Annotated in this window: 23 protein-coding genes; 19 read left to right on the top strand and 4 right to left on the bottom strand. The window is 51.5% G+C overall.

Annotation, left to right across the window (positions count from 1 at the left end):
* Positions 1 to 228: 228 nt before the first annotated feature.
* On the bottom strand, positions 229 to 981 hold the full coding sequence (locus ACZ5N7_RS12760; protein WP_464654645.1) for an HAD family hydrolase: 753 nt from the start codon (positions 979 to 981) through the stop codon (positions 229 to 231).
* A gap of 205 nt (positions 982 to 1,186) precedes the next feature.
* Between ACZ5N7_RS12760 and ACZ5N7_RS12755 the strand changes: the two genes are divergently transcribed.
* Both ACZ5N7_RS12755 and cls read left to right on the top strand, forming a co-directional pair.
* Positions 1,187 to 2,308, top strand: coding sequence for a lysostaphin resistance A-like protein (locus tag ACZ5N7_RS12755; RefSeq protein WP_464654644.1), 1,122 nt, complete (start codon positions 1,187 to 1,189; stop codon positions 2,306 to 2,308).
* A 74-nt stretch (positions 2,309 to 2,382) separates the two neighbouring features.
* On the top strand, positions 2,383 to 3,813 hold the full coding sequence (cls, locus tag ACZ5N7_RS12750; RefSeq protein ID WP_464654643.1) for a cardiolipin synthase: 1,431 nt from the start codon (positions 2,383 to 2,385) through the stop codon (positions 3,811 to 3,813).
* Positions 3,814 to 3,819: 6 nt separating this feature from the next.
* On the opposite strand, the gene ligD is transcribed toward cls, so the two are convergent.
* Both ligD and ku read right to left on the bottom strand, forming a co-directional pair.
* Positions 3,820 to 4,701, bottom strand: coding sequence for a non-homologous end-joining DNA ligase (gene ligD, locus ACZ5N7_RS12745; RefSeq protein WP_464654642.1), 882 nt, complete (start codon positions 4,699 to 4,701; stop codon positions 3,820 to 3,822).
* A 42-nt stretch (positions 4,702 to 4,743) separates the two neighbouring features.
* The gene (gene ku / locus ACZ5N7_RS12740; protein WP_464654640.1) at positions 4,744 to 5,583 is read right to left on the bottom strand and encodes a non-homologous end joining protein Ku; all 840 of its coding nucleotides are present in this window, start codon (positions 5,581 to 5,583) and stop codon (positions 4,744 to 4,746) included.
* A gap of 151 nt (positions 5,584 to 5,734) precedes the next feature.
* Between ku and ACZ5N7_RS12735 the strand changes: the two genes are divergently transcribed.
* The 8 genes from ACZ5N7_RS12735 to ACZ5N7_RS12700 all read left to right on the top strand — a co-directional run bounded on the left by ACZ5N7_RS12735 (position 5,735) and on the right by ACZ5N7_RS12700 (position 10,395).
* Positions 5,735 to 5,923, top strand: a complete 189-nt coding sequence (locus ACZ5N7_RS12735) for a hypothetical protein (protein ID WP_464654639.1) — start codon at positions 5,735 to 5,737, stop codon at positions 5,921 to 5,923.
* Positions 5,920 to 6,102, top strand: coding sequence for an H-type small acid-soluble spore protein (locus ACZ5N7_RS12730; protein WP_464654637.1), 183 nt, complete (start codon positions 5,920 to 5,922; stop codon positions 6,100 to 6,102). Before ACZ5N7_RS12735 ends, ACZ5N7_RS12730 begins: the two co-directional genes overlap by 4 nt.
* 150 nt (positions 6,103 to 6,252) lie before the next feature.
* The gene (locus tag ACZ5N7_RS12725; protein WP_464654635.1) at positions 6,253 to 6,414 is read left to right on the top strand and encodes an aspartyl-phosphate phosphatase Spo0E family protein; all 162 of its coding nucleotides are present in this window, start codon (positions 6,253 to 6,255) and stop codon (positions 6,412 to 6,414) included.
* A 218-nt stretch (positions 6,415 to 6,632) separates the two neighbouring features.
* Positions 6,633 to 7,115, top strand: a complete 483-nt coding sequence (tsaE, locus tag ACZ5N7_RS12720; protein WP_464654634.1) for a tRNA (adenosine(37)-N6)-threonylcarbamoyltransferase complex ATPase subunit type 1 TsaE — start codon at positions 6,633 to 6,635, stop codon at positions 7,113 to 7,115.
* Positions 7,105 to 7,983 (top strand): tRNA (adenosine(37)-N6)-threonylcarbamoyltransferase complex dimerization subunit type 1 TsaB, encoded by an 879-nt coding sequence (gene tsaB, locus ACZ5N7_RS12715; protein ID WP_464654632.1) that lies wholly within the window; start codon positions 7,105 to 7,107, stop codon positions 7,981 to 7,983. Before tsaE ends, tsaB begins: the two co-directional genes overlap by 11 nt.
* A 2-nt stretch (positions 7,984 to 7,985) precedes the next feature.
* Positions 7,986 to 8,501 carry a ribosomal protein S18-alanine N-acetyltransferase gene (gene rimI / locus ACZ5N7_RS12710; RefSeq protein ID WP_464654631.1) on the top strand — a complete coding sequence of 172 codons (516 nt, stop codon included), beginning with the start codon at positions 7,986 to 7,988 and terminating at the stop codon, positions 8,499 to 8,501.
* 2 nt (positions 8,502 to 8,503) lie between these two features.
* Positions 8,504 to 9,544, top strand: coding sequence for a tRNA (adenosine(37)-N6)-threonylcarbamoyltransferase complex transferase subunit TsaD (gene tsaD / locus ACZ5N7_RS12705; protein ID WP_464654629.1), 1,041 nt, complete (start codon positions 8,504 to 8,506; stop codon positions 9,542 to 9,544).
* A 602-nt stretch (positions 9,545 to 10,146) separates the two neighbouring features.
* Entirely contained in the window at positions 10,147 to 10,395 is a 249-nt protein-coding gene (locus ACZ5N7_RS12700) for a hypothetical protein (RefSeq protein WP_464654628.1), read from the top strand.
* Between the two features lie 92 nt (positions 10,396 to 10,487).
* On the opposite strand, the gene ACZ5N7_RS12695 is transcribed toward ACZ5N7_RS12700, so the two are convergent.
* A complete protein-coding gene (locus ACZ5N7_RS12695; protein ID WP_464654626.1) occupies positions 10,488 to 12,425 on the bottom strand; it encodes an ABC-F family ATP-binding cassette domain-containing protein in 1,938 nt (645 codons plus the stop codon).
* A 158-nt stretch (positions 12,426 to 12,583) separates the two neighbouring features.
* Here ACZ5N7_RS12695 and ACZ5N7_RS12690 point away from each other — a divergent pair, with 158 nt between their 5' ends.
* From ACZ5N7_RS12690 to ACZ5N7_RS12650, 9 genes are all read left to right on the top strand, one after another.
* Positions 12,584 to 13,204, top strand: coding sequence for a 5-formyltetrahydrofolate cyclo-ligase (locus ACZ5N7_RS12690; RefSeq protein WP_464654625.1), 621 nt, complete (start codon positions 12,584 to 12,586; stop codon positions 13,202 to 13,204).
* On the top strand, positions 13,201 to 13,686 hold the full coding sequence (gene moaC, locus ACZ5N7_RS12685) for a cyclic pyranopterin monophosphate synthase MoaC (protein WP_464654623.1): 486 nt from the start codon (positions 13,201 to 13,203) through the stop codon (positions 13,684 to 13,686). Before ACZ5N7_RS12690 ends, moaC begins: the two co-directional genes overlap by 4 nt.
* Before the next feature lie 39 nt (positions 13,687 to 13,725).
* Positions 13,726 to 14,220, top strand: a complete 495-nt coding sequence (gene mog, locus ACZ5N7_RS12680; RefSeq protein ID WP_464654622.1) for a molybdopterin adenylyltransferase — start codon at positions 13,726 to 13,728, stop codon at positions 14,218 to 14,220.
* Positions 14,217 to 15,257, top strand: coding sequence for a molybdopterin-binding protein (locus tag ACZ5N7_RS12675; protein ID WP_464654620.1), 1,041 nt, complete (start codon positions 14,217 to 14,219; stop codon positions 15,255 to 15,257). Before mog ends, ACZ5N7_RS12675 begins: the two co-directional genes overlap by 4 nt.
* A 44-nt stretch (positions 15,258 to 15,301) precedes the next feature.
* Complete coding sequence (locus ACZ5N7_RS12670; RefSeq protein ID WP_464654618.1) at positions 15,302 to 15,559, top strand: twin-arginine translocase TatA/TatE family subunit; 258 nt, start codon at positions 15,302 to 15,304, stop codon at positions 15,557 to 15,559.
* Between the two features lie 102 nt (positions 15,560 to 15,661).
* Positions 15,662 to 16,420: a twin-arginine translocase subunit TatC gene (tatC, locus tag ACZ5N7_RS12665; protein WP_464659265.1), complete on the top strand. Its 759-nt coding sequence runs from the start codon at positions 15,662 to 15,664 to the stop codon at positions 16,418 to 16,420.
* Between the two features lie 307 nt (positions 16,421 to 16,727).
* Complete coding sequence (groES, locus tag ACZ5N7_RS12660) at positions 16,728 to 17,009, top strand: co-chaperone GroES (RefSeq protein ID WP_464654617.1); 282 nt, start codon at positions 16,728 to 16,730, stop codon at positions 17,007 to 17,009.
* Between the two features lie 81 nt (positions 17,010 to 17,090).
* The gene (gene groL / locus ACZ5N7_RS12655) at positions 17,091 to 18,728 is read left to right on the top strand and encodes a chaperonin GroEL (RefSeq protein ID WP_464654616.1); all 1,638 of its coding nucleotides are present in this window, start codon (positions 17,091 to 17,093) and stop codon (positions 18,726 to 18,728) included.
* A gap of 590 nt (positions 18,729 to 19,318) precedes the next feature.
* A complete protein-coding gene (locus ACZ5N7_RS12650) occupies positions 19,319 to 19,747 on the top strand; it encodes a DUF4395 domain-containing protein (RefSeq protein WP_464654614.1) in 429 nt (142 codons plus the stop codon).
* Positions 19,748 to 20,403: the final 656 nt, after the last annotated feature.

The raw sequence follows: 20,403 nt of genomic DNA, 5'->3' as shown, positions 1-20,403 counted from the left end.
TCGGATTTGCTGGAATTTCTCCTTGTAATTCAGCACATTGAGCATGCGAGAGACAGTTACCACAGCATTAACGGGAGTTTTTCCAGCAAAAGAATGCTAAAGAGCGCATCCGGACAAGATTAGCAGGAGCTTTTCCAGTTTGTCTTGTCGGGTACCTTGCGCTGAAGTGCATGACTGCCATGCTGCATAGATGGTTGACAGCAATCGAATAACAAACAGGGCCTCCGCCTATCTTACGTAACCCGACACATTGGCGGTATGTGCGCGGATCGTTTCCGGCACATCTTTTAAAGCTTTTACCGTGTACAGAGTGCCTGTTCCGCCTTTATAAAGATCGACCACATTAAACGCCCATTCGTTGGACACCGGAATGAAGATTGCGTTTATTCCCGCTTCCAGCGCAGGATTAATGTCGGTACGGATGGAATTGCCGACCATCCAGGTTGATCTGCGGTCGAACCCGTTCGCTGTCAGCACATTTTCCATTGCAGCCGTAGTCTTGTGCATTACGATGAATATGCGGTCTTCGAAAATCTTTTCCAATCCTGCAGTTTTCACTTTGTTCATCTGAATGCCTTCGTCGCCGCCGGTATACAGAATTAGCTGATGACCTTCATTTTTAAGCGAATATAGCGATTCGAACAGATCCGGGTAAGGCTCGATTGTCATCGCGTAAACCGTGTGCCCGAGCTCCAGAAGCTGCCGAATTTCCTCCGAGGATACGTTCCTTCCTGTCAAGTCGCAATAATACTCATAAGTCTCCACAAAAGATTGGGGAAACCGGTCTGCGGCAAAACCGTGGATCTTCACTCCGGCCAAGTCGAGTTCAAGCTGCTTTGCCTTGAATTCATCCTTCTTGACGCGGTAGCTGTGGAACCATTCCTCCATCAAATCGGCAAATTGGTCAATGACCAGGTCAAAATATTTATTGCAATGAATTAAGGTATCGTCGAGGTCGAATAGAATCGTTTGTCTGTTCATAGGCGTAGACTCTCTCTCTTTTACAATGGTTTTTCAGAAGTTTATACCAAAAGCAGGAGCCTTTTGTCAATGGCCCCACTAGTCTTTTTAACCATTTCAGGCGGCTTTTGAAACATTTTCTTTTCCTGCGCGCCTGAATAAAGGATTTTGGCCAAAGGAGAACGAAACAAGTAGGAAACTGCCGGAGTGGAAGGGAGAGCCAGCCATGAGGACTGCCATCGTGTTCACCGGTAAGCTGATCCTTTCCTTCCTGATCGGCTTATTGTTTATGTTTATTATTATGATCCCGATATCCCTATCGGCTGCCGCACTTTTCGGCATTAAGGGAGGACTGGATGAATTATCCAGAACTTCGCTGTTCACTTTCTACATAGGCGGCATTTCACAGACACTGGCTTTTATCGCTTCGCCGCTGCTGATGTATGTACTTTTTGAACGCAAAAAACGTTGGCCCCTCGGTTGGAGTGCTCCCTGCAAAAACGCAACGGCAGCCCCCGCGCCTTCCAGCGATCCGATCGGCTTCGGCGAGCCAAGGCGCTCTCACTCACCAGCCATCACACCGTCCAGCGGACCCAACGGTTTCAACGAGGCACGCGCCGTGCGCACCTCAGCCGCTGAGCCGTCCAGCGGCAGCTACAATTCCGCCACGTCCCGGCTCACCGCTTCACGCGCCACTTCACTCAGCTTCCCCAAGTCCCGGTTTCTTCTCTGTGCTCTCGGAATTTTCACCGGTGCTGCAGCCATCTCGTTGTCATTTATGCTGATCCGGCTGGCCGGCGGGATCGCCTCGACATCTTTTCACTGGGACACCCAAGTCATGCAGTCGCAGCTGCTGTTCCTCGCCGTGTTCACGCTGGTCGCCATAAGCGAAGAAATCTTCAGCCGAGGCTATATCCAGGGATTGGCAAAATATCATTGGGGCAGCCGCGCGTCGATTCTTATATCTTCCGTCCTTTTCGCAGCGTTCCATGTGACGAATGCGGGAGCTTTGGACGCGGGGCTGCCCCTCATCAATGTCTTTCTCGCCGGGCTTGATCTCGCGGCCGGCCGGGAGAGGACAGGCTCCTTGTGGTTCGGGATCGGCTTCCATCTAACATGGAACTACGTCCAGGGCTGCGTGTTCGGTTTTCCCGTCTCCGGCCATCCCGTCCCATCGCTGCTGGCAGCGCAAACTTCAGGCCCGGCCTGGCTCCACGGAGGCGTCTTCGGCGCAGAGGGAAGCCTCGGGACCACATTGGTGCTCGTTGCATTGGCCGTCTGTTTGTTAAAATACCCCGCAGTCGAAAGCAATACTCTGTTAAATGACCCTCGCGTTGGGTTAAAATAATTACAGCGAATATTGAGGCTTTGCAGGATCCATCATAAAAGGATAAGGTCTCCAGGTCCGAAGGGGGGTACAGCATGTATTTGTTGGTCATCGGACTGCTCCTGTTTATTTTCCAAATCGCCACTATCCTGGTGATTGAATTCCGCAATCCCAACAAAACGGTAGCATGGCTAATGATTCTTTTCGTTGTTCCGTTGATCGGCTTTGTGATGTACTATTTTATGGCCAAGGAGTACACGCACAGAAGAAAAGTCAGGCGAAGGACCCGCAAAATTTACGGCGATCTGCAGGACGAAGTCATCAAAAACTCCAGCATCGTCCGCGACATTATCGAAATGGGCCACTGCGAAATCTATACCCATCCCAGGCTTTACGGCCTGTTAAGCCATATTCCCAAGGCCCCGATCACGAACAACAACGACGTGCAGGTGCTTACCAACGCGGAAAGTACATACGAAGCGATTCTCGAGGCGATGGACAGCGCCAAAAAATTTATCCATATCGAATATTATACGATTCGGGATGACGAGATTGGAAACAGATTTCTTCAAATGATGGTAAAAAAAGCGAGGCAGGGTGTCAAAATCCGGCTCATTTACGACGGCATCGGTAGCTACCAGCTGACCAGGTCGTACGTGAAAAAGCTGACGGAAGCCGGGATAGAGCATCATGTGTTTCTTGCGCCGATCATCGCTTTTTTCGACAAACGGATGAATTACCGCAATCACCGGAAAATCGTCGTCGTAGACGGGTTTTTGGGCTTTCTGGGCGGGATTAACATCGGGGACGAGTACCTGGGAAGAAGCGGCCCGTTCTCTTTCTGGAGAGACACTCATATCGCGCTGCAGGGGGATGCGGTTTATTTTCTGCAGAATTCGTTCCTCACCGACTGGTACTTTGTAAGCGGGCAAAAGCTCACCGACAGCTATTACTTCCCTCCGCATATGTGCCTGGACAAGGAGCATGTGCAGATTATCGCGAGCGGGCCGGACGACTACTGGGACGTAATCCTGGAAATGTACTTCTCGGCAATCGCCTCCGCAACGAAAAGAATTTATATAACGTCACCGTATTTCATACCGGACGAGAGCATCCTGATGGGACTGAAAACCGCGGCGATTTCGGGGGTGGACGTACGGATCATCTTTCCAAGTGTGGGGGATTCGCACCTCGTGCAGTGGGCTTCTTTGTCTTATGTAAAAGAGCTCCTGGAAGCCGGTGTCCGTTTCTTTCTGTATGAAAAAGGGTTTATCCACGCGAAGGTCATTATCATCGATAATGTGCTTGCTTCGGTGGGCACGGCAAATATGGATATGCGAAGCTTTTTCAGCAATTTCGAAATGAACGCGGTGATGTTCGACAAAGCGTCCATTGAAAGGCTTGAGGCGGATTTTATGCACGATTTGACCCACTGCTCGGAAATCAAGCTCAGGGAATTCGAGAAGCGGCCGCGGCTGCAGCGCGGTTTGGAAGTGGTGGCACGCTTGTTTTCTCCCTTATTCTGATCCTCGTCAAAGATGGCTTAGAATAGGGTCCAGATTTTGCGGTGGCACCTTATCGATCAGGTCTCCCACGCGCTGCAGCCGGTCGTGAATATTGAGCAAGGTAAATTCCCTCGGGTCGACCCTTCGCTGAACCTCTTCCCACAACAGCGGCGTGGATACCGTTGCCTGCTCCCTGGCGCGCGGAGTGTAGGGGGCGGACAGCGTTTTGCCGTACCAATGCTGTAGATAATCCACATAGATCAGAGAGCCGCGGTTTTTTTTCAGCCTCTCGATCGTGAACAGCTTCGGATGCTTCTCCACCACATATTTGCCGATAAAATGTCCGATTTTACGCAGCTGCTCGAATGTATACCCTCGCTGTATCGGGATATAGATCTGCACTCCCGTAGCTCCCGAGGTTTTAGGCACGGAAGAGATACGCAGCTTATCCAGAGCATCGCCGATAATGTCGACTGCCTGCATAATCCGCGGCTCCACCTGCACGCTGGGATCTATATCGATCAGCCACTCCGCCGGGAGCATGTCGCCCACATGGTTAAAGGATGGGTGAAACTCCAGGCAGCCCAAATTCCCGAGCCAGATCAGAGTCGGAAGGCTGTCCAGCACCACATATTCCACGGATTCCAGCTCTGAAGTCTTCACAAAAGCGGGTGTCGGATCGGGGGCATTTTTCTGGTAAAAGGATTTGCCGCTCCAGCCGTCGGGAAAACGGATAGTGGTCAGATAGCGGTTGCGGCAGTATTTAAGCAGGTATGGGGCGAGCTTGGCCAAATGCTGGAGATACATGATTTTCGTGATGCCCTGCTCGGGCCACAGCTCCTTCTCCGGATTGGTCACTGTAAGTTCATGCCCCTCGATACGGACGGTGCCTTTTGCCTCTGCAGCCATTGCCCATGAGCCTCCTCTACGATGGAATCACCAGCTTAGCTATCAGGAACCCGTCACTTTGGTTCTGGCTTTCCCTCTGCCTTTGCCGCGTTCTCCGGCGGGAGCGGCAGGCGGCGGAGTCACTGCATCCAGGCTGGCCTGCAGCGCGGACATCAGATCAATGACATTCGCCCTCTGCGGCTCCGGTGCGGTCCTGATTTCCTGCCCGGCAATTTTCTGCTGTATCGCGTCCATCAGCGCATGGCGGTAATCGTCTGAATATTTTTCCGGCTCAAAAGGGGTGGACAGATGTTCAATCAACATTTTCGCCATCGCGAGCTCCTTGTCGTTCACTTCCGCCGCCTGCGGCAGATTGGGCACCTGCTCCACCGAGCGGATTTCATCGGGATAAAAGATCGTCTCCATCGCAATACAGTTGCCGATCAGCCGGATCGCGGCCAGCGAGCTTTTGGAACGGATGGATACTTTGGCTATGCCGATTTTCCCCGTCTGCCTCATCGATTCCATCAGCAGGGAGTAAGCGCCTGCCCCGGTGTCGCCAGGAGCGAGATAATACGTTTTCTGAAAATAAACGGGATCGATGTCCGTCAAGTTGACAAAATCCAGAATTTTAATCTCTTTATTCACGCCTTCGGTCAGCTGCTCAAGCTCATCCTTTTCAAAAATGACAAATCTTCCGGATTCATACTCGTATCCTTTGGAAATCTCCTCCCAAGGCACTTCCGTATTACATGTGCGGCATTGCCGGACATAAGAGAGCGGAGTGGAACAGCGGCTGTGGATCATCCTCAAGGATATATCCTTGTCTTCCGTGGCGGAGAACATTTTGACGGGAACATGGACAAGCCCAAAGGATATGGCGCCTTTCCATACGGTATGCATAGATTCGATCCCCTTTCGAAGCCGGCAGTCGGGCTTATTATTTTCATTGTTATTCAGTATATCCAAAAAAGTGCGAATGTATGAATGACCTTGGCGGCAAAGGGGAAATGCTAATAGCGATCGCAGCAAGTGAGAATCAGGAGGATGAGGGATGGAATCTCTGAACAGCGGCGAAAGTCAGGGAGTAGAAGGACAGAACATGAGCTCCATGGATATCGACCGTATGGTCAACGAAGGTTTGGGCGGCGGACTGGTGACGATGGACAACGGGTTAATCGAGGAAACGACAATGTCTGCAACCGGAACAGAGGAAAAAAAGATAAAGGAGAAAGGCCGATGAACATCGACAGAGCGCAGGAGATTTTACAATCGGAAAGAACCATCCCGGTGGAACACCAGGGCACATCGATTTGGATCGACAGCGTGGACGCAGGTAGCAACAAGGTCAAAGTCCACTCCCTGGATAACACCGGCGACAGCCGTCTGGTGAAAGCGGAAGAATTGACAGAGGTTCGATAGGGGAAGGGCGAATACAGATCTTGCGGCCTGTTGGGGGATCCCAATAGGTTTTTTTGTTTTTGTTAAGAATTTGAAACATTGGTTTCTATTTTGAAATTAATAGTATAGAATAATATGTTATAAGATTACATGTAAAGCGAGTTGAACGCGATGCGGAGCGACCAGCAGCTAAACAGAAAACGGGAGCAATTGTTGAATAAGCTTTATTCGCTGCTTGATGAAAACAAGCAATTCAGTGACCCGATAGTGGTGGCCGTTAGTCAAGAATTGGACAAAATCATTGTTAAACTGCAAAAAGAGTACATTCACTGACGCGTATATCGGTTACTCATCCCATTTCTCTGCTGGCTTCAAATGGTGGGGGTTTTTTGTTTTTTCCGGGGCGGGATCGAAGAGTTGTGTTGATACGGAGGTTGGAGACGGCTATAATTAACAACATCTTTGGGTTGCATAGGAGTGGACAGGCCAAAGATTGGAAAAACTGTATTTAAAAAAGCAGCGATATAATTATTTTTAGCCAGGAGTACAAGATGACGGATACGGTTTATTTTCATACCCGGCAGGAGGAAGATACGGAACGTCTGGGCAGGCGGTTGTCCGCGATGTTTGCGCCAGGCACCGTAATTACTCTGGATGGGGATTTGGGTGCGGGGAAGACCCGCTTTTCCCAGGCGCTGGCCAGAGGAATGGGCGTGCAGGAAATCGTCAATTCCCCCACCTTTACCATCATTAAAGAGTATGAGGGAGCCCGGCTGCCTCTTTACCATATGGATGTATACCGGATTTCCTTGGAGGAAGCGGAAGAGCTGGGGTTGGATGAGTATTTTTACGGTCAAGGCGTTACTCTTATCGAATGGTCTTCCATTATCGAAGAGATGCTCCCCCCCGAGCGACTGGCCGTCCGGATCGAAAATCTGGGAGGTTCCGAACGCAAATTCACGCTGTCGGCGTACGGGGAACCTTACATCCGTTGGTGCAGGAAGCTGAAGGAGACGGAAGACAATGGAAGATAAACATAATTTGCACCGGGGCAAGCTCCTCGCTATCGATACGTCGACAAGCTCGATGACGGTCGCTCTGCTGGAGGGAAGCCGGGTGCTGGAAAGCGTCCGTTTGTTTGCGGAACGGGATCACTCCCGGCATTTGGTGCCTGCCATCCGCAATCTGTTCGAGGCTTACGGCTGGAAGGCGGGCGATGTGGAAGCGGTAGCGGTCGGCAGAGGGCCCGGGTCCTACACCGGAGTCAGAATCGGGGTCACCGTCGCGAAGACGCTGGCCTGGACTAACGGCAGCCGGCTGCTGGGCGTCTCCAGCCTGGAGGCCGCGGCGCTCGGCGGATGCCGGGCTCTCGCGGCGCAGAACGGCGGATCGGTCGGACGGCTGTGGGTCGTGCCTCTTGTGAATGCGCGCAGAGGGCAGGCGTTTACGGGGCTTTTTGAACGGGTAAACCAGATTAAGCCGTCTTTAAGCGTGCAGGAAAGGCCGGTTGGTTTGCCGGAAGGGGAAGAATCCTTGGCTGCAGATGATCTGGGGGAAGTTTTTACCGGATGGCGCACATTGGTTTCGGACGGTATCCGCCTCGTCGACCGTTGGGTCGAGGAGCTGTTGGATAGAGCGCAGGAAGGAGTGCGTCCGCCGGAGATGATTGCTTTTGTAGGGGAAACGGAAGGCTTTCAGGAGATAATAGAGCAGGCTGCGGAGCGCTGGGACGGCCATGTGCGGATTTTTCATCATGAGACGGATGCCCGCGATGTCGGACTGCTGGGTGTAAGGGACTGGATGCATGGGAAATTCGAGGATGTGCATGCTTTCGTGCCGAATTACGCGCAGCTTCCCGAAGCGGAAGCCAATCTGCTGGGGAAAGCTGGAGGAGGCAAATAACGATGGAAGAACGGCTTAGACAGAGCGTTAATTCCTTGGAATTCAGGTCAATGCGCCTGGAGGATATACCGCAAATTTGTGAAATTGAAAAGCAAGCCTTTACGACTCCCTGGACGGCCCAGGCATTTGAGAATGAATTGACGAACAATCATTTTGCCCGTTATATGGTTATGGAAACGGACGGAGTGATTGCCGGTTACGGCGGCATGTGGCTGGTAATGGAGGAGGCCCATGTGACCAATATCGCCCTGCGTCCCGAATACCGGGGCAGGAAGCTCGGGCAGCGGCTGCTGCAGGAACTGCAGAATACCGCCAGCTATCTCGGAGCCGCGAGGATGACGCTTGAGGTGAGGGAGTCCAACCGGATCGCTCAGAACCTGTACGAAAAAATGGGTTTTTACTCTGTAGGTGTCCGCAAGCGGTATTATACCGACAACAATGAGAATGCGCTCATTATGTGGGCCGATTTGCATAAAAAATCGGGAAGACGAGAAGACGGCATCAGGTTGGGAGATTGAACATGGAAGTGAAGAGAAGCGCGGCACCGGGAGGGCCGACGTATATTCTGGCGATAGAAACGAGCTGTGACGAAACTTCCGTTGCTATTGTGGCTGACGGCAAAATAGTCCTCTCCAACAAAGTGTCGAGTCAGATCGAGACCCACCAGAAGTTTGGCGGTGTCGTGCCTGAAGTGGCCTCCCGCAAACACGTTGAAAGCATCACCTGGATGATCGAGGAAGCGTTCGAGGAAGCCGGGGTGAAGCACACGGATCTGTCGGCGATAGCGGTAACCGTAGGCCCGGGGCTGGTTGGATCGCTGCTGGTCGGGGTTTCCGCGGCCAAGGCGCTGGCGCTGGCATGGGATTTGCCGCTGATCGGAGTCCATCATATTGCGGGGCATATTTACGCGAACCAGCTGGTCAATGAGCTGGAATATCCGCTAATCTCGCTGGTCGTTTCCGGCGGACATACGGAATTGGTCCTGCTGCCCGAGCCGGGTGTATTCCGGATTATAGGCCAGACCCGTGACGATGCCGCAGGGGAGGCGTACGACAAAGTCGGACGCGCGATGAAGCTACCCTATCCCGGAGGGCCGCAGATCGACCGGCTGGCCCATGAGGCGGAGGAAGCGACCGTGCTGCCAAGGGCATGGCTTGAGCCGGATTCTTACGATTTCAGCTTCAGCGGCTTGAAATCCGCCGTCCTTGCTGCGCTGAATCAAGCGAAGATGAAGGGCGAGGACTTGGACCCCGCGCATGTGGCGCGCGGGTTCCAGGAGTCTGTGCTCGACGTGCTCGTCGAGAAAGCGGCCCGCTCGGTCCGGGAATTCGGAGCGAAGCAGCTGCTGTTGGCGGGGGGCGTGGCCGCCAATCGGGGGCTTCGCTCCCGGCTGGCCGACCGCTGCCGGGAACTGGACGTGCCCCTGCTGGCGCCGCCGCTCAGCCTGTGCACGGACAATGCGGCGATGATAGCGGCAGCCGCCTTTTTGAAGTGGGACAAGCGCGAGTTTACGACGCTGGATGTCACGGCTCACGCTGTATATAAGCTCGAAGCTTGGTGAGAGGAAGCATATACGCAGAGATGAAGCAAGAAGGCACAGAGTGAAGAGATAGGCACAGGGTGAAGTGAATAGTTCCAAGTGAAGCGAGAAGAATGGTGTACTGCCATTCTTCTTTTTTGGTATACGATCTGTTACCTCCGCATAAACCAACGTGCTAATTGACCCCTATTCCGTAATCTTATTATGTATTCTCTCTTAAGTTCAGGTCTACTTCAAATTACGGATTTTTGAGGCGCTAACCAAACCTGCCAAGCATGTGGACAACAATTATCCACAAGTCCTGTGGAAAATGTGCATAACTAGTTCAAAAGCGGACTACATAAGCCCCTGCGTCTGAATAGGTCTCTGGATATGTTGGTCAGGTTTATTTTGTTGATAATGGGGATAACTTGTTCATATCACTCAAACTCTATGCCCGGATTGGGCTTTACTCTGTGACAAATGTGGATAACTTTGGGGATAAACTATTTGCCTCGCCCGGCGCGCGATGTGGTGTTGCACGGAGGCTGGTCAGACCCCATCCTCGAGCAACAGCTATGCTGAGCAGGAAATAAGCGCAGACTTCATCGAAATCAAACCGTTTAGAACCGTGGATTGATTGGTTGGATCTTGTTCTGATGGCCCTTGTCTTACACCTTTCAAACACTCTTTACCGCGTGGATAAACGTCTGAAACAAACGGAAGCCGTACTGCATGCTATTTCAAGACAAGTAGGCGTGCCCGAACACCCGTTGAATGAGGAATTGCGGCGGCTTGTAAAAGATGGCGAGAAAATTGAGGCAATCAAAAAAGTGCGAAAAGAGAGGGGTTTATCGCTGCTGTCCGCAAAAGAGTATATTGATTCCTTATAAACCGTTCCGCCTGACTAAAATAAAAAAACGGTCCGACACACAATATGCGAAATCGAACCGTTGCAACTATATTTTACAAATATTAACAAATTTTACCCCGCAAGCCCTTCCCACTCCTCATACAGCCCGGCGAGCTGCTCCCGCTTCGTCTCCAGCGCCGCATTCGTCTCCTGCACCTTCACAAAGTCGTTGAAAATTTCCGGCTCCGCCAAGCGCTCCTCCAGCGCGGTGATCTCCGCTTCCAGATCGGCTATTTGCTGCTCCAACTGCTCCAGCCTGCGCTGGCGGCTCCGTTCCTCGCGCTTGCTCATCTTGTCCGCCTCATAGGAGCCCGCCGCCGCCGGTTTCTCCACCGCCGCCGAGGCACTCGGCTTAGTCCCTGCTTGCACCAGACGTTCTGCTTCGATCTCGGCGAGCTCCTGCTTTTTCTCGATATAATCGTCATAGTTTCCAAGAAATTCAACGGCTTCGTCCGAAGAAAGCTCAAGCACGCGCTCTGCCATTTTGTTCAAAAAATAACGGTCATGCGAAATAAACAGCAGCGTTCCCTCAAAATCGATCAGCGCCGACTCAAGTACTTCCTTGCTGAACAGATCCAAGTGGTTCGTCGGCTCATCCAGAATGAGCACGTTGGCCTGGAGCAGCATCAGCTTCGCCAGTGAGACACGGGCTTTTTCGCCGCCGCTTAACGATCCGACCTTCTTGAACACATCCTCGCCGCTAAAAAGAAAATTGCCCAGCACTGTCCGGATTCTTACTTCCTCCATATGGGGGTAAGCGCTCCACAGCTCTTCCAGCACGGTGTTCGAGGGATTAAGGCCCTTCTGTTCCTGGTCGTAATAGCCGATCTCCACACGGGCGCCCCATTGAAACTCGCCTTCGTCAGGCACATGCTGCCCGATGAGCGTCTTCAGCAGAGACGTTTTGCCGATTCCGTTCGGACCGATCAAAGCAGTTGTCTCCCCGCGCCGGAGGTCGAAGGAAATGCCGCTGAGCAGCTTCTTTTGTTTATTATAGGATATCGACAGATTGTTCACCTTGAGCACTTCCTTGCCCGACGTCTGAGAGATCTCGAATGAAAAATGCGCCCGTCTCAAATCCCCCAGAGGCTTATCCAGCCTCTCCATCTTTTCAAGCGCCTTGCGGCGGCTCTGTGCACGCTTGGTGGTAGAGGCCCGGACGATATTCTTCTGGACAAAATCCTCCATTTTGGCGATCTGGTCCTGCTGTTTCTCGTATTGCTTCAGCTGGGCCTCGTACTCGGCTTCCTTGAGATCGATGTACCGGGAATAATTCCCCGTATAACGCTTGGAATGGGTCCGTTCGATTTCATAAATGCCTTCCACCAGAGCGTCCAGAAAGTACCGGTCATGGGAGACAACCAGGATGGCGCCGGAATATCCCCGCAGATAACCCTCAAGCCAAGTCAATGTGGCAATGTCCAAATGGTTGGTCGGCTCATCGAGAATGAGCAGGTCGGGGGCCTGCAGCAGCATTTTGGCCAGCGCGAGGCGCGTTTTCTGGCCTCCGCTCAGCGAATTGACTTTGCTATCGTAAGACATCTCCTTAAAGCCCATCCCGCTCAAGATCCCTCTGATCTTAGCTTCCATCTCATAGCCGCCGTGCTCGCGGAACCATTCGGAACGAAGGGCGTAGCGGTTCATCGTGTCCTCGTACTTCTTGGTATCTCCGGCGAGAGCCGGGTCCGCCATAGCCGTTTCCAGCGAGCGCAGTTCCTTTTCCGTTTGCAGTAAAGAGGCGAATACCCCCAGCAGCTCATCCCAAATCGACTGGTCCGACTGGAGCCCGCTGTTCTGCTTGAGGTATCCGACCTTTGTTTCCTTTGCCTTAAAAATCTCCCCGCTGTCGTAGGACAATTCCCCGGCGATAATCTGCAGCAGAGTGGACTTGCCCGCACCGTTGACGCCGACAAGCCCGATCCGCTCCCTGGGTTCGATCTGCAGCGATATATTGTTCAGCACCGTTTTGGTGCCGAAGCTTTTCGTAATTCCCGCAACTTGCAGCAGCATAATGAATTCCTCCGTTGTCGTTACTTCTTCTAGTTTACCTGATGATCCGAATATTGAACAAGCATCGGCTCCTCCTGGCGGCGGGCAAGTTACACAATTGCATCCGGTATGTTAAAATGGAAAGTAACAATCAGTTTTTTTGGCAGAAAGGGCATCACATGAACGTGGCAGAGCAGAAAAGCCGTATCCGCAGCGAGGTAGAGCTGAGGTTGTCCCAAATGACGGCGGAGGACAAACAAATGAAATCCGCCTCTATTTCCCAGGCGCTGATGCAATTTTGCTCCACCTTGTTTCCGTCACCCGAGACAACCGATTCCATCCTTCTTACCTATATGCCTTTCCGAAATGAGGTAGATGTTACCGCGTTGACGGAATGGTGCTGGAGCCGCCGGATACGGGTAGCGGTACCGAGGATCGGACCGGACAGGCAAATGACGCTGCATTTGGTCGGCTCTTACGAGGACATGGAGGAAGGCACTTGGGGAATCCGGGAACCGAAGTTTCGGGCCCCCGCTCCTGGCAGGCTTTCTATTATCAAAGCGGCGTTGGTGCCGGGAGTGGCTTTTGATCCATGGCTCGGAAGGCTGGGTTACGGAGGAGGCTACTATGACCGGCTTCTATCCGGTTGGGAAGGGGAGAGGCCTCTCTTAATGGCAGCTGCATTCGAGGTTCAGCTGATTTCGCGGGTGCCGATGGAGGACCATGATTTCAAGCTGGACAAGCTGTTCACCGAACGACGAATTCTGGTTCATTCCAGGGAAGGAGGAGGGGCATTGTGACAAAAGATTCGACATTCACGCATTTTAACGAGCAGGGCCGGGCGCGTATGGTCGATATATCCGAAAAGCGGGAGACGAAACGGACGGCAGTAGCGGTTACAAAGGTCATGATGAAGCCGGAGACTCTGCAGATGATCCTGCAGGGGCGCGTTGCCAAAGGCGACGTAATGGCGGTTGCCCAGGTGGCCGGGATTATGGCTGCTAAGAAAACCTCCGAATGGATTCCGATGTGCCATCCGCTTGCTTTGACGGGAGTGGACATCCGTTTTAACGATAACGGCAGGGATGAACTGCATATAGAAGCGGAAGCGAAGACGACCGGCCCGACCGGCGTGGAGATGGAAGCTCTTACGGCAGTATCCGCGGCGGCTTTAACCGTGTATGATATGTGTAAAGCGCTGGAAAAGGAAATGGTCATCGGCCCCACGATGCTTTTGAACAAAACCGGGGGCAAGAGCGGGGATTTCCACAGAGGAAAATAAACGGATCCGTACGAATATGAGTGGAGAGGAGAACTGCTTATGCGCTGGAAAGTTGCGATTTTAACTGCCAGTGATAAAGGCTCGAGAGGAGAAAGAGAAGACACGAGCGCACAGGTGATTCGGGAATATGTGGAAGAAGAAATCGACGGGGAGATCGTGGAGTACCGCGTCGTGCCCGACGAACAGCCGGAGATCATCGCCTCTTTGATCGAAATGACGGATTACTACCACGCGGATCTCATCCTCACCACAGGAGGGACAGGCCTTGCGGCCAGGGATGTCACCCCTGAAGCGACGCTGCAGGTGATTGACCGGCTCGTTCCGGGCATTCCGGAGGCGATGCGTATGATTTCCATGCACAAAAATCCCCGTGCAATGCTCTCCAGATCCGTCGCGGGAATCCGGAACAAGACGCTGATCATCAACCTGCCCGGCAGCCCCAAGGGAGTGCACGAATGCCTGGCGGCGATCATCGACCAGCTCCCTCACGCGCTCGCGATATTGACCGGCGACAAGGGGGAGCACAACGTATGAAGACAGACGATATGCTGATAGAAGTGAAGGTCGAGGACGCGGTAGGAATGGTGCTTGCGCATGACCTGACGCAAATTTTGCCGGGTGAGTTCAAGGGCCGCCTGTTCAATAAAGGCCACGTGATCCGTGAAGAGGACATCCCGGCGCTGCTCAATATCGGCAAGGAGCACATCTACACGCTCCGGCTGCAGCCCGGCTTTATCCACGAGGACGAAGCGGCTGACCGTCTGGCCAATGCAGTACGAGGCGAGCATGTGGAGCTGACCGGCACTCACGAGGGCAAAATTACCCTCAAATCGGCCATCCACGGCTTGGCCAAGATCGATGCCGACTTTGTCCGCGCCGTTAACTCGATAGATCAGGTGATTCTTTCCACTATCCTGAATAATACGGTGGTTTCGCCTAAGCACCCTCTGGCGGGTACGCGCGTCATTCCCCTGATCGTGGAGGAGGGGAAGGTGCGCCAGATTGAGGAGATGGCTGCGTCCAGAGCGGCTGAATACGCCGCCGGAACAGCCGCCGCTGCTCTGCCGGCGGCCGCCCCGATCACCGTCAAGCCGTTCAAGAAGCTTAAAGCCGGATTAATCACGACCGGCAGCGAAGTGTTCAAAGGACGGATTACCGACAAATTCGGTCCCGTGGTCAAGGACAAAGTGGCTGCGTTCGGCTCACAAGTGATCGAGCAGAGGTTCGCTCCGGATGAAAGCGATGCGATTATTGCCGAAATCCGTTATTTTATGGATCTTGGCGTAGACCTTCTGCTGATCACGGGCGGGATGTCCGTCGATCCGGATGACCGGACGCCGGGAGCGATCAAATCCGCGGGTGCCGATGTCGTTTCCTATGGAACACCTATGCTCCCCGGCTCGATGCTGATGATGGCTTATCTGCAGGGAGTTCCGGTGATGGGCCTTCCGGGCTGCGTCATGCACGATCCATATACGTCGTTTGATGCACTGCTGCCAAGAATTTGCGCGGGTGAGAAGATCAGCCGGCAGGATATTGTGGATATGGGCTATGGCGGTCTTTTAAGCTGATAAAAATATACGGCGTTAACTATGAAGACGAGAGAGGTATCCTCATGGGAAATATCGGTTTTACTGAAATTTTGCTGCTTCTTGTCGTGGCCCTGCTCCTCTTCGGGCCTAAGAAACTTCCAGAGCTGGGCCGTGCCCTTGGCAGGACCTTAAGAGAGTTCAAGAACGGCGCTCGCGATCTCATGGAGGAACACGAAACTCCGCAGCGCAAGGAAGTCCATCCTGACCAGCCGGAAGCGCCTAAGGCGGAGTTCAGGAAAATGGAACAGAGGCCGCAGGACAATAAACGGCTTCCGGAGTAACAGTTAACGCGGCAAACCGGCTTCGAACAGTACACGGCCTCAATGCATGTTCATGATTATTGGACAGGTGGCCTCAAGTTGATCTTAGGAACGGTGACTCACATGACAGAACAGAACGAAATGTCTCTCGTCGAGCATTTGGGAGAGCTTCGCAAAAGAATTATTTGGGTGGTCCTGGTCCTGGCACTGGGCATGGTAATCGGATTATTCTCGGCTCAGCCGCTGATCGAGCTGCTGCGGAATATTCCCCCGGCGAACGGCATGGACTGGAGCGTATTCTCCCCTTGGGACGCCATCCGTTTATACATGAATTTTTCTTTAATCATAGGCCTGATCATCGTAGTGCCCTTTGCCATGTTCCAGCTCTGGGGATTCGTTAAACCCGGGCTCCGCGTCGAAGAGCAGAAAGCCTCGCTGATTTATATCCCGGTAGCGCTTTTTCTGCTGCTCTGCGGGATGGCCTTCAGCTATGGCGTCGTATTTCCTATGGCTTTTATGTTCAGCTCCTCGATCAGCAAAAATATGGGGCTCAAAGAGGTCTACGGGGCGGCGCAGTATTTTTCCTTTTTGTTTAACATCGTTATTCCTTTATCCCTCATGTTTGAGCTGCCTGTCGTGGTGATGTTCTTAACGAAGTTAAGGATACTGAATCCCAACCGTTTATCCAAAATGAGACGCTACGCCTACATGGCGCTGGTCGTTCTGTCTACAGTCATTACTCCGCCTGATGCGGTTTCCGCGATTATTGTGACGGGTCCGTTGATTGTTTTGTACGAGGTCAGCGTGATGCTGTCGAGAATCGTGTACCGGAAACAGCTGTTGAAAGACGCGGAATGGGAAGCGCAGAACGGCGGCAATTAAAACACATCTTAGAAAAGACAGTCACTTCCTTGGAAATTACAGTCTTTTTTTGTAAAATAGGCTTGGGCTGCCCGCAAACAGCCCGGAATAGGCTTACAAGACAAACGTCACGTTGTGGGGTTATGTTATTTATTTTATGGAGACAATGTCTAGGGTGCGAAATTGGCGTTTTTAAAGTAAATGAAAAATTTAAAACAAAACCACTTGCAAATGCCGCCCAAAATTATTATCATAAGAATTGTCATTAGCACTAAAGGCATTAGAGTGCTAACAAATAACGAACCAATCTAAAGGAGGCTATTTTTCCATGATCAAACCGTTAGGAGATCGCGTAGTCATTGAAGCCATTGCAAAAGAGGAAACCACAGCAAGCGGAATCGTACTGCCTGATACGGCTAAAGAAAAGCCGCAAGAAGGTAAAGTAGTTGCCGTGGGAAGCGGAACCCTGAAAGACGGAGAGCGTCTTCCTCTGGAAGTAAAAGAAGGCGACCGCGTGCTTTTCTCTAAATACGCCGGCACAGAAGTGAAATTCGAAGGCCGCGAGCTTTTGATTATGCGTGAAAGCGACATTCTTGCAGTGCTAGCCTAATTTAGTTCGCTTACTTATCGGACAACAACAGATACTTAGGGATTACCCACCAAATATAATTTTTCGGGAGGTTCTATTATAATGGCTAAAGACATTAAGTTCAGTGAAGACGCTCGCCGTGCAATGCTTCGCGGTGTTGACGCACTTGCAAACGCAGTAAAAGTGACTCTTGGACCTAAAGGACGCAACGTGGTTCTCGAGAAGAAATTCGGCAGCCCGCTGATCACTAACGACGGCGTTACCATCGCTAAAGAAATCGAGCTGGAAGACGCATTCGAGAACATGGGCGCGCAGCTGGTCAAAGAAGTAGCTACCAAGACTAACGATGTGGCCGGCGACGGAACTACAACTGCAACCGTTCTTGCCCAAGCGATGATCCGCGAGGGATTGAAGAACGTAACTGCAGGCGCCAACCCGATGGTTATCCGCAAAGGGATCGACAAAGCGGTTAAAGCGGCTGTACAAGAGCTTGCTGCTATCGCCAAGCCGATTGAAGGCAAGCAAAGCATCGCTCAAGTAGCAGGCATCTCCGCTGCTGACGACGAAGTGGGCGGCTTGATCGCCGAAGCTATGGAAAAAGTGGGCAAAGACGGCGTAATCACTGTTGAGGAGTCCAAGGGCTTTGAAACCGAGCTTGAAGTGGTTGAAGGAATGCAGTTCGACCGCGGATACATCTCCCCTTACATGATCACCGACACCGACAAAATGGAAGCTGTCCTCGACAACCCTTACATTTTGATCACAGACAAGAAGATCACCAACATCCAGGAAATCCTGCCTGTACTCGAGAAAGTGGTACAACAAGGCAAACCGCTTGTAATCATCGCTGAAGACGTTGAAGGTGAAGCTTTGGCTACTTTGGTAGTGAACAAACTTCGCGGAACGTTCACTTGCGTAGCGGTTAAAGCTCCTGGCTTCGGCGACCGACGCAAAGCTATGCTGCAGGACATCGCTGCTCTGACAGGCGGTCAAGTGATCACTGAAGAGCTGGGTCTTGAATTGAAATCCACAACTCCTGACCAATTGGGAAGCGCGCGTCAAATCCGCGTAACCAAAGAAAACACTATTGTTGTTGACGGCTCCGGATCGCCTGCAGACATCACTGCACGTGTGAATCAAATTAAAGCGCAGCTGGAAGAAACCACTTCCGATTTCGATAAAGAAAAGCTGCAGGAGCGTTTGGCTAAATTGTCCGGCGGCGTAGCCGTAATCAAAGTCGGCGCAGCCACTGAAACCGAATTGAAAGAGCGCAAGCTTCGCATCGAAGACGCCTTGAACGCAACCCGCGCAGCGGTTGAAGAAGGTATCGTATCCGGTGGGGGAACCGCTCTGGTGAACGTATACAACGCTGTATCCGCCGTTAACGCTGCCGGCGACGAGCAGACCGGCGTCAACATCGTTCTGCGCGCTCTGGAAGAGCCTGTACGCACAATCGCAGCTAACGCTGGTCAAGAGGGCTCCGTAATCGTTGAGCGTCTTAAAAAGGAATCTGTGGGCGTAGGCTACAACGCAGCGACAGGGGAGTGGGTTGACATGTTCCAGGCAGGTATCGTTGACCCTGCGAAAGTGACCCGCAGCGCGCTTCAAAACGCAGCATCCGTAGCAGCCATGTTCCTTACAACAGAAGCTGTAATCGCGGATAAGCCTGCAAAAGACGCTCCTGCAATGCCTGACATGGGCGGCATGGGTGGAATGGGCGGTATGGGCGGCATGATGTAAGACGCCCATTGAAGCCTTTGTGCATCAAGGCTTTTAAGGCTTGAATTGCCGTAAGGGAACAAAAGGGTAACGAAGGTAACAAAAACAATTAGAGGTTTTCCATGAGTTGAGCAAACTTGTGGGAAGCCTCTTTTTTCATGGTCCCTCTGCGCGGCATGACACCCATTTAAGTGCAAAGCACCAGACAAGACGAACAGGACAAGCTGCTGATAATCTTGCCCGGATGCGCTCTGTAGGATCCTTTTGCGGGAAAAGCTCCCGTTAATTTTGTAGAAAATGTCTCCTGCATGGTCAACGTGCCGAATTACAGGGAAAAATTCCCGCTAAATCCGATATGTACATCTAAGAAAGCAGATTAGCGGGAGCATTTCCTGCTGCTCGATGCGTAACAATCCAAATTATCCGAATCGCAGCGCAAGATCATGTCGTCGCGTATATCACGGACCTGGTTGTTGATACCGACGCTCGGCATCCTACTCTGTTGTTTCGTTAGTCAGACTTAATTAAAAATTTGATGAATTATAACGATGGATTTTGAGAAGCAAATAGCGGTATAATTGTTTTATTCCGACAGGAAAAGGGTGATTTATGTGAATACCGTACCTCAATCGATTCCTCGTCCGTTAGTAAGAGCAAATCAATGGGTAATCGTTTTGTCCGTCATTCTAACCTTGATTACAGATATGTACTGGATTCTCGCGATTCCACTCATATCCGGAATTTTGGGTGTGGCCTTTGATTACAACCCCGTAATGCGGGCGGCCAAAATTTTTCTGAAGAAAAAACCTTCTGAATATGTTCCCGAGGATAAAGCACAGATGAGGTTTAATCAGCTTCTGGCGATCTTTTTCCTGTTTGCCGCTATCGTTTGTTATTTGCTGAATTGGATCATGTTGGCTTACGTTTTTTCAGCGATAGTCGGCCTGGCCGCATTTATTGCTATCCTGGGATTTTGCATCGGCTGCTTTATGCATTATCAGTGGTCACAGTATAAATACAGAAGAGGAAAGCGTGCATAATTCCGGTGAGTAGACCGACCCATATCCGTTGATGTGGGTCTCTTTGTGTATCGGGACTTCCCTCGCCAAATAAGAATATTTTACTGAGGCCATTCAAGGATCGGATCTGGTCCTCACTTCCTATAACCTTGCGGAAATCGATAGAGAAGAATTACCCTCAATAGAATGGGATTGCATTGGCTTGGATTCTATCTTTGATTTTATCAATCCCGGTTATTTGGGAAGCTTAAAAGCAGAGCGCTTCTTGGGTTTGATTATCTAAGGTCACTCTTTTGACTTGCGACATCTTTAATAAAAACTGTTTTATTCTTAACATAAATGGGTAATAAAAATAACCGTAATATAATAAAACACTAGACCTTATGTTTATGCCGGGAGGTTCAGGACATGCAGTGCATTCAAAATTTAAAACGCAGCTGGTATTTATTTCGACGGAGTTACTATTGCTTGTTACTCGAAGGATGTCTGGATACTGAATTAAGGCAGGAATTGATACGTAAAATTGAATATCACGAAATGAAACTAAGCGCCTGACTAATCAGGTGCTTTTTTGTTGCTCTATCAAATTCTTCATTTCAGCAAACTATGGATGATTTGTATACAAACGATAATAGTCCATCCAGAGCGGATACTGAACAAAATGCCGAAAAAAGAAA

The organism is Paenibacillus sp. JCM 18996 (assembly GCF_055392555.1).
Note: the sequence above shows the minus strand (reverse complement) of the source record. Positions and strands in the feature narration are given on the sequence as shown.

Bases quoted from the DNA above. Each gene is read 5' to 3' on its own strand.
- ACZ5N7_RS12760 (WP_464654645.1), bottom strand. From the start codon at position 981: ATGAACAGACAAACGATTCTATTCGACCTCGACGATACCTTAATTCAT.
- ACZ5N7_RS12755 (WP_464654644.1), top strand. From the start codon at position 1,187: ATGAGGACTGCCATCGTGTTCACCGGTAAGCTGATCCTTTCCTTCCTG.
- cls (WP_464654643.1), top strand. From the start codon at position 2,383: ATGTATTTGTTGGTCATCGGACTGCTCCTGTTTATTTTCCAAATCGCC.
- ligD (WP_464654642.1), bottom strand. From the start codon at position 4,701: ATGGCTGCAGAGGCAAAAGGCACCGTCCGTATCGAGGGGCATGAACTT.
- ku (WP_464654640.1), bottom strand. From the start codon at position 5,583: ATGCATACCGTATGGAAAGGCGCCATATCCTTTGGGCTTGTCCATGTT.
- ACZ5N7_RS12735 (WP_464654639.1), top strand. From the start codon at position 5,735: ATGGAATCTCTGAACAGCGGCGAAAGTCAGGGAGTAGAAGGACAGAAC.
- ACZ5N7_RS12730 (WP_464654637.1), top strand. From the start codon at position 5,920: ATGAACATCGACAGAGCGCAGGAGATTTTACAATCGGAAAGAACCATC.
- ACZ5N7_RS12725 (WP_464654635.1), top strand. From the start codon at position 6,253: ATGCGGAGCGACCAGCAGCTAAACAGAAAACGGGAGCAATTGTTGAAT.
- tsaE (WP_464654634.1), top strand. From the start codon at position 6,633: ATGACGGATACGGTTTATTTTCATACCCGGCAGGAGGAAGATACGGAA.
- tsaB (WP_464654632.1), top strand. From the start codon at position 7,105: ATGGAAGATAAACATAATTTGCACCGGGGCAAGCTCCTCGCTATCGAT.
- rimI (WP_464654631.1), top strand. From the start codon at position 7,986: ATGGAAGAACGGCTTAGACAGAGCGTTAATTCCTTGGAATTCAGGTCA.
- tsaD (WP_464654629.1), top strand. From the start codon at position 8,504: ATGGAAGTGAAGAGAAGCGCGGCACCGGGAGGGCCGACGTATATTCTG.
- ACZ5N7_RS12695 (WP_464654626.1), bottom strand. From the start codon at position 12,425: ATGCTGCTGCAAGTTGCGGGAATTACGAAAAGCTTCGGCACCAAAACG.
- ACZ5N7_RS12690 (WP_464654625.1), top strand. From the start codon at position 12,584: ATGAACGTGGCAGAGCAGAAAAGCCGTATCCGCAGCGAGGTAGAGCTG.
- mog (WP_464654622.1), top strand. From the start codon at position 13,726: ATGCGCTGGAAAGTTGCGATTTTAACTGCCAGTGATAAAGGCTCGAGA.
- ACZ5N7_RS12675 (WP_464654620.1), top strand. From the start codon at position 14,217: ATGAAGACAGACGATATGCTGATAGAAGTGAAGGTCGAGGACGCGGTA.
- ACZ5N7_RS12670 (WP_464654618.1), top strand. From the start codon at position 15,302: ATGGGAAATATCGGTTTTACTGAAATTTTGCTGCTTCTTGTCGTGGCC.
- tatC (WP_464659265.1), top strand. From the start codon at position 15,662: ATGACAGAACAGAACGAAATGTCTCTCGTCGAGCATTTGGGAGAGCTT.
- groES (WP_464654617.1), top strand. From the start codon at position 16,728: ATGATCAAACCGTTAGGAGATCGCGTAGTCATTGAAGCCATTGCAAAA.
- groL (WP_464654616.1), top strand. From the start codon at position 17,091: ATGGCTAAAGACATTAAGTTCAGTGAAGACGCTCGCCGTGCAATGCTT.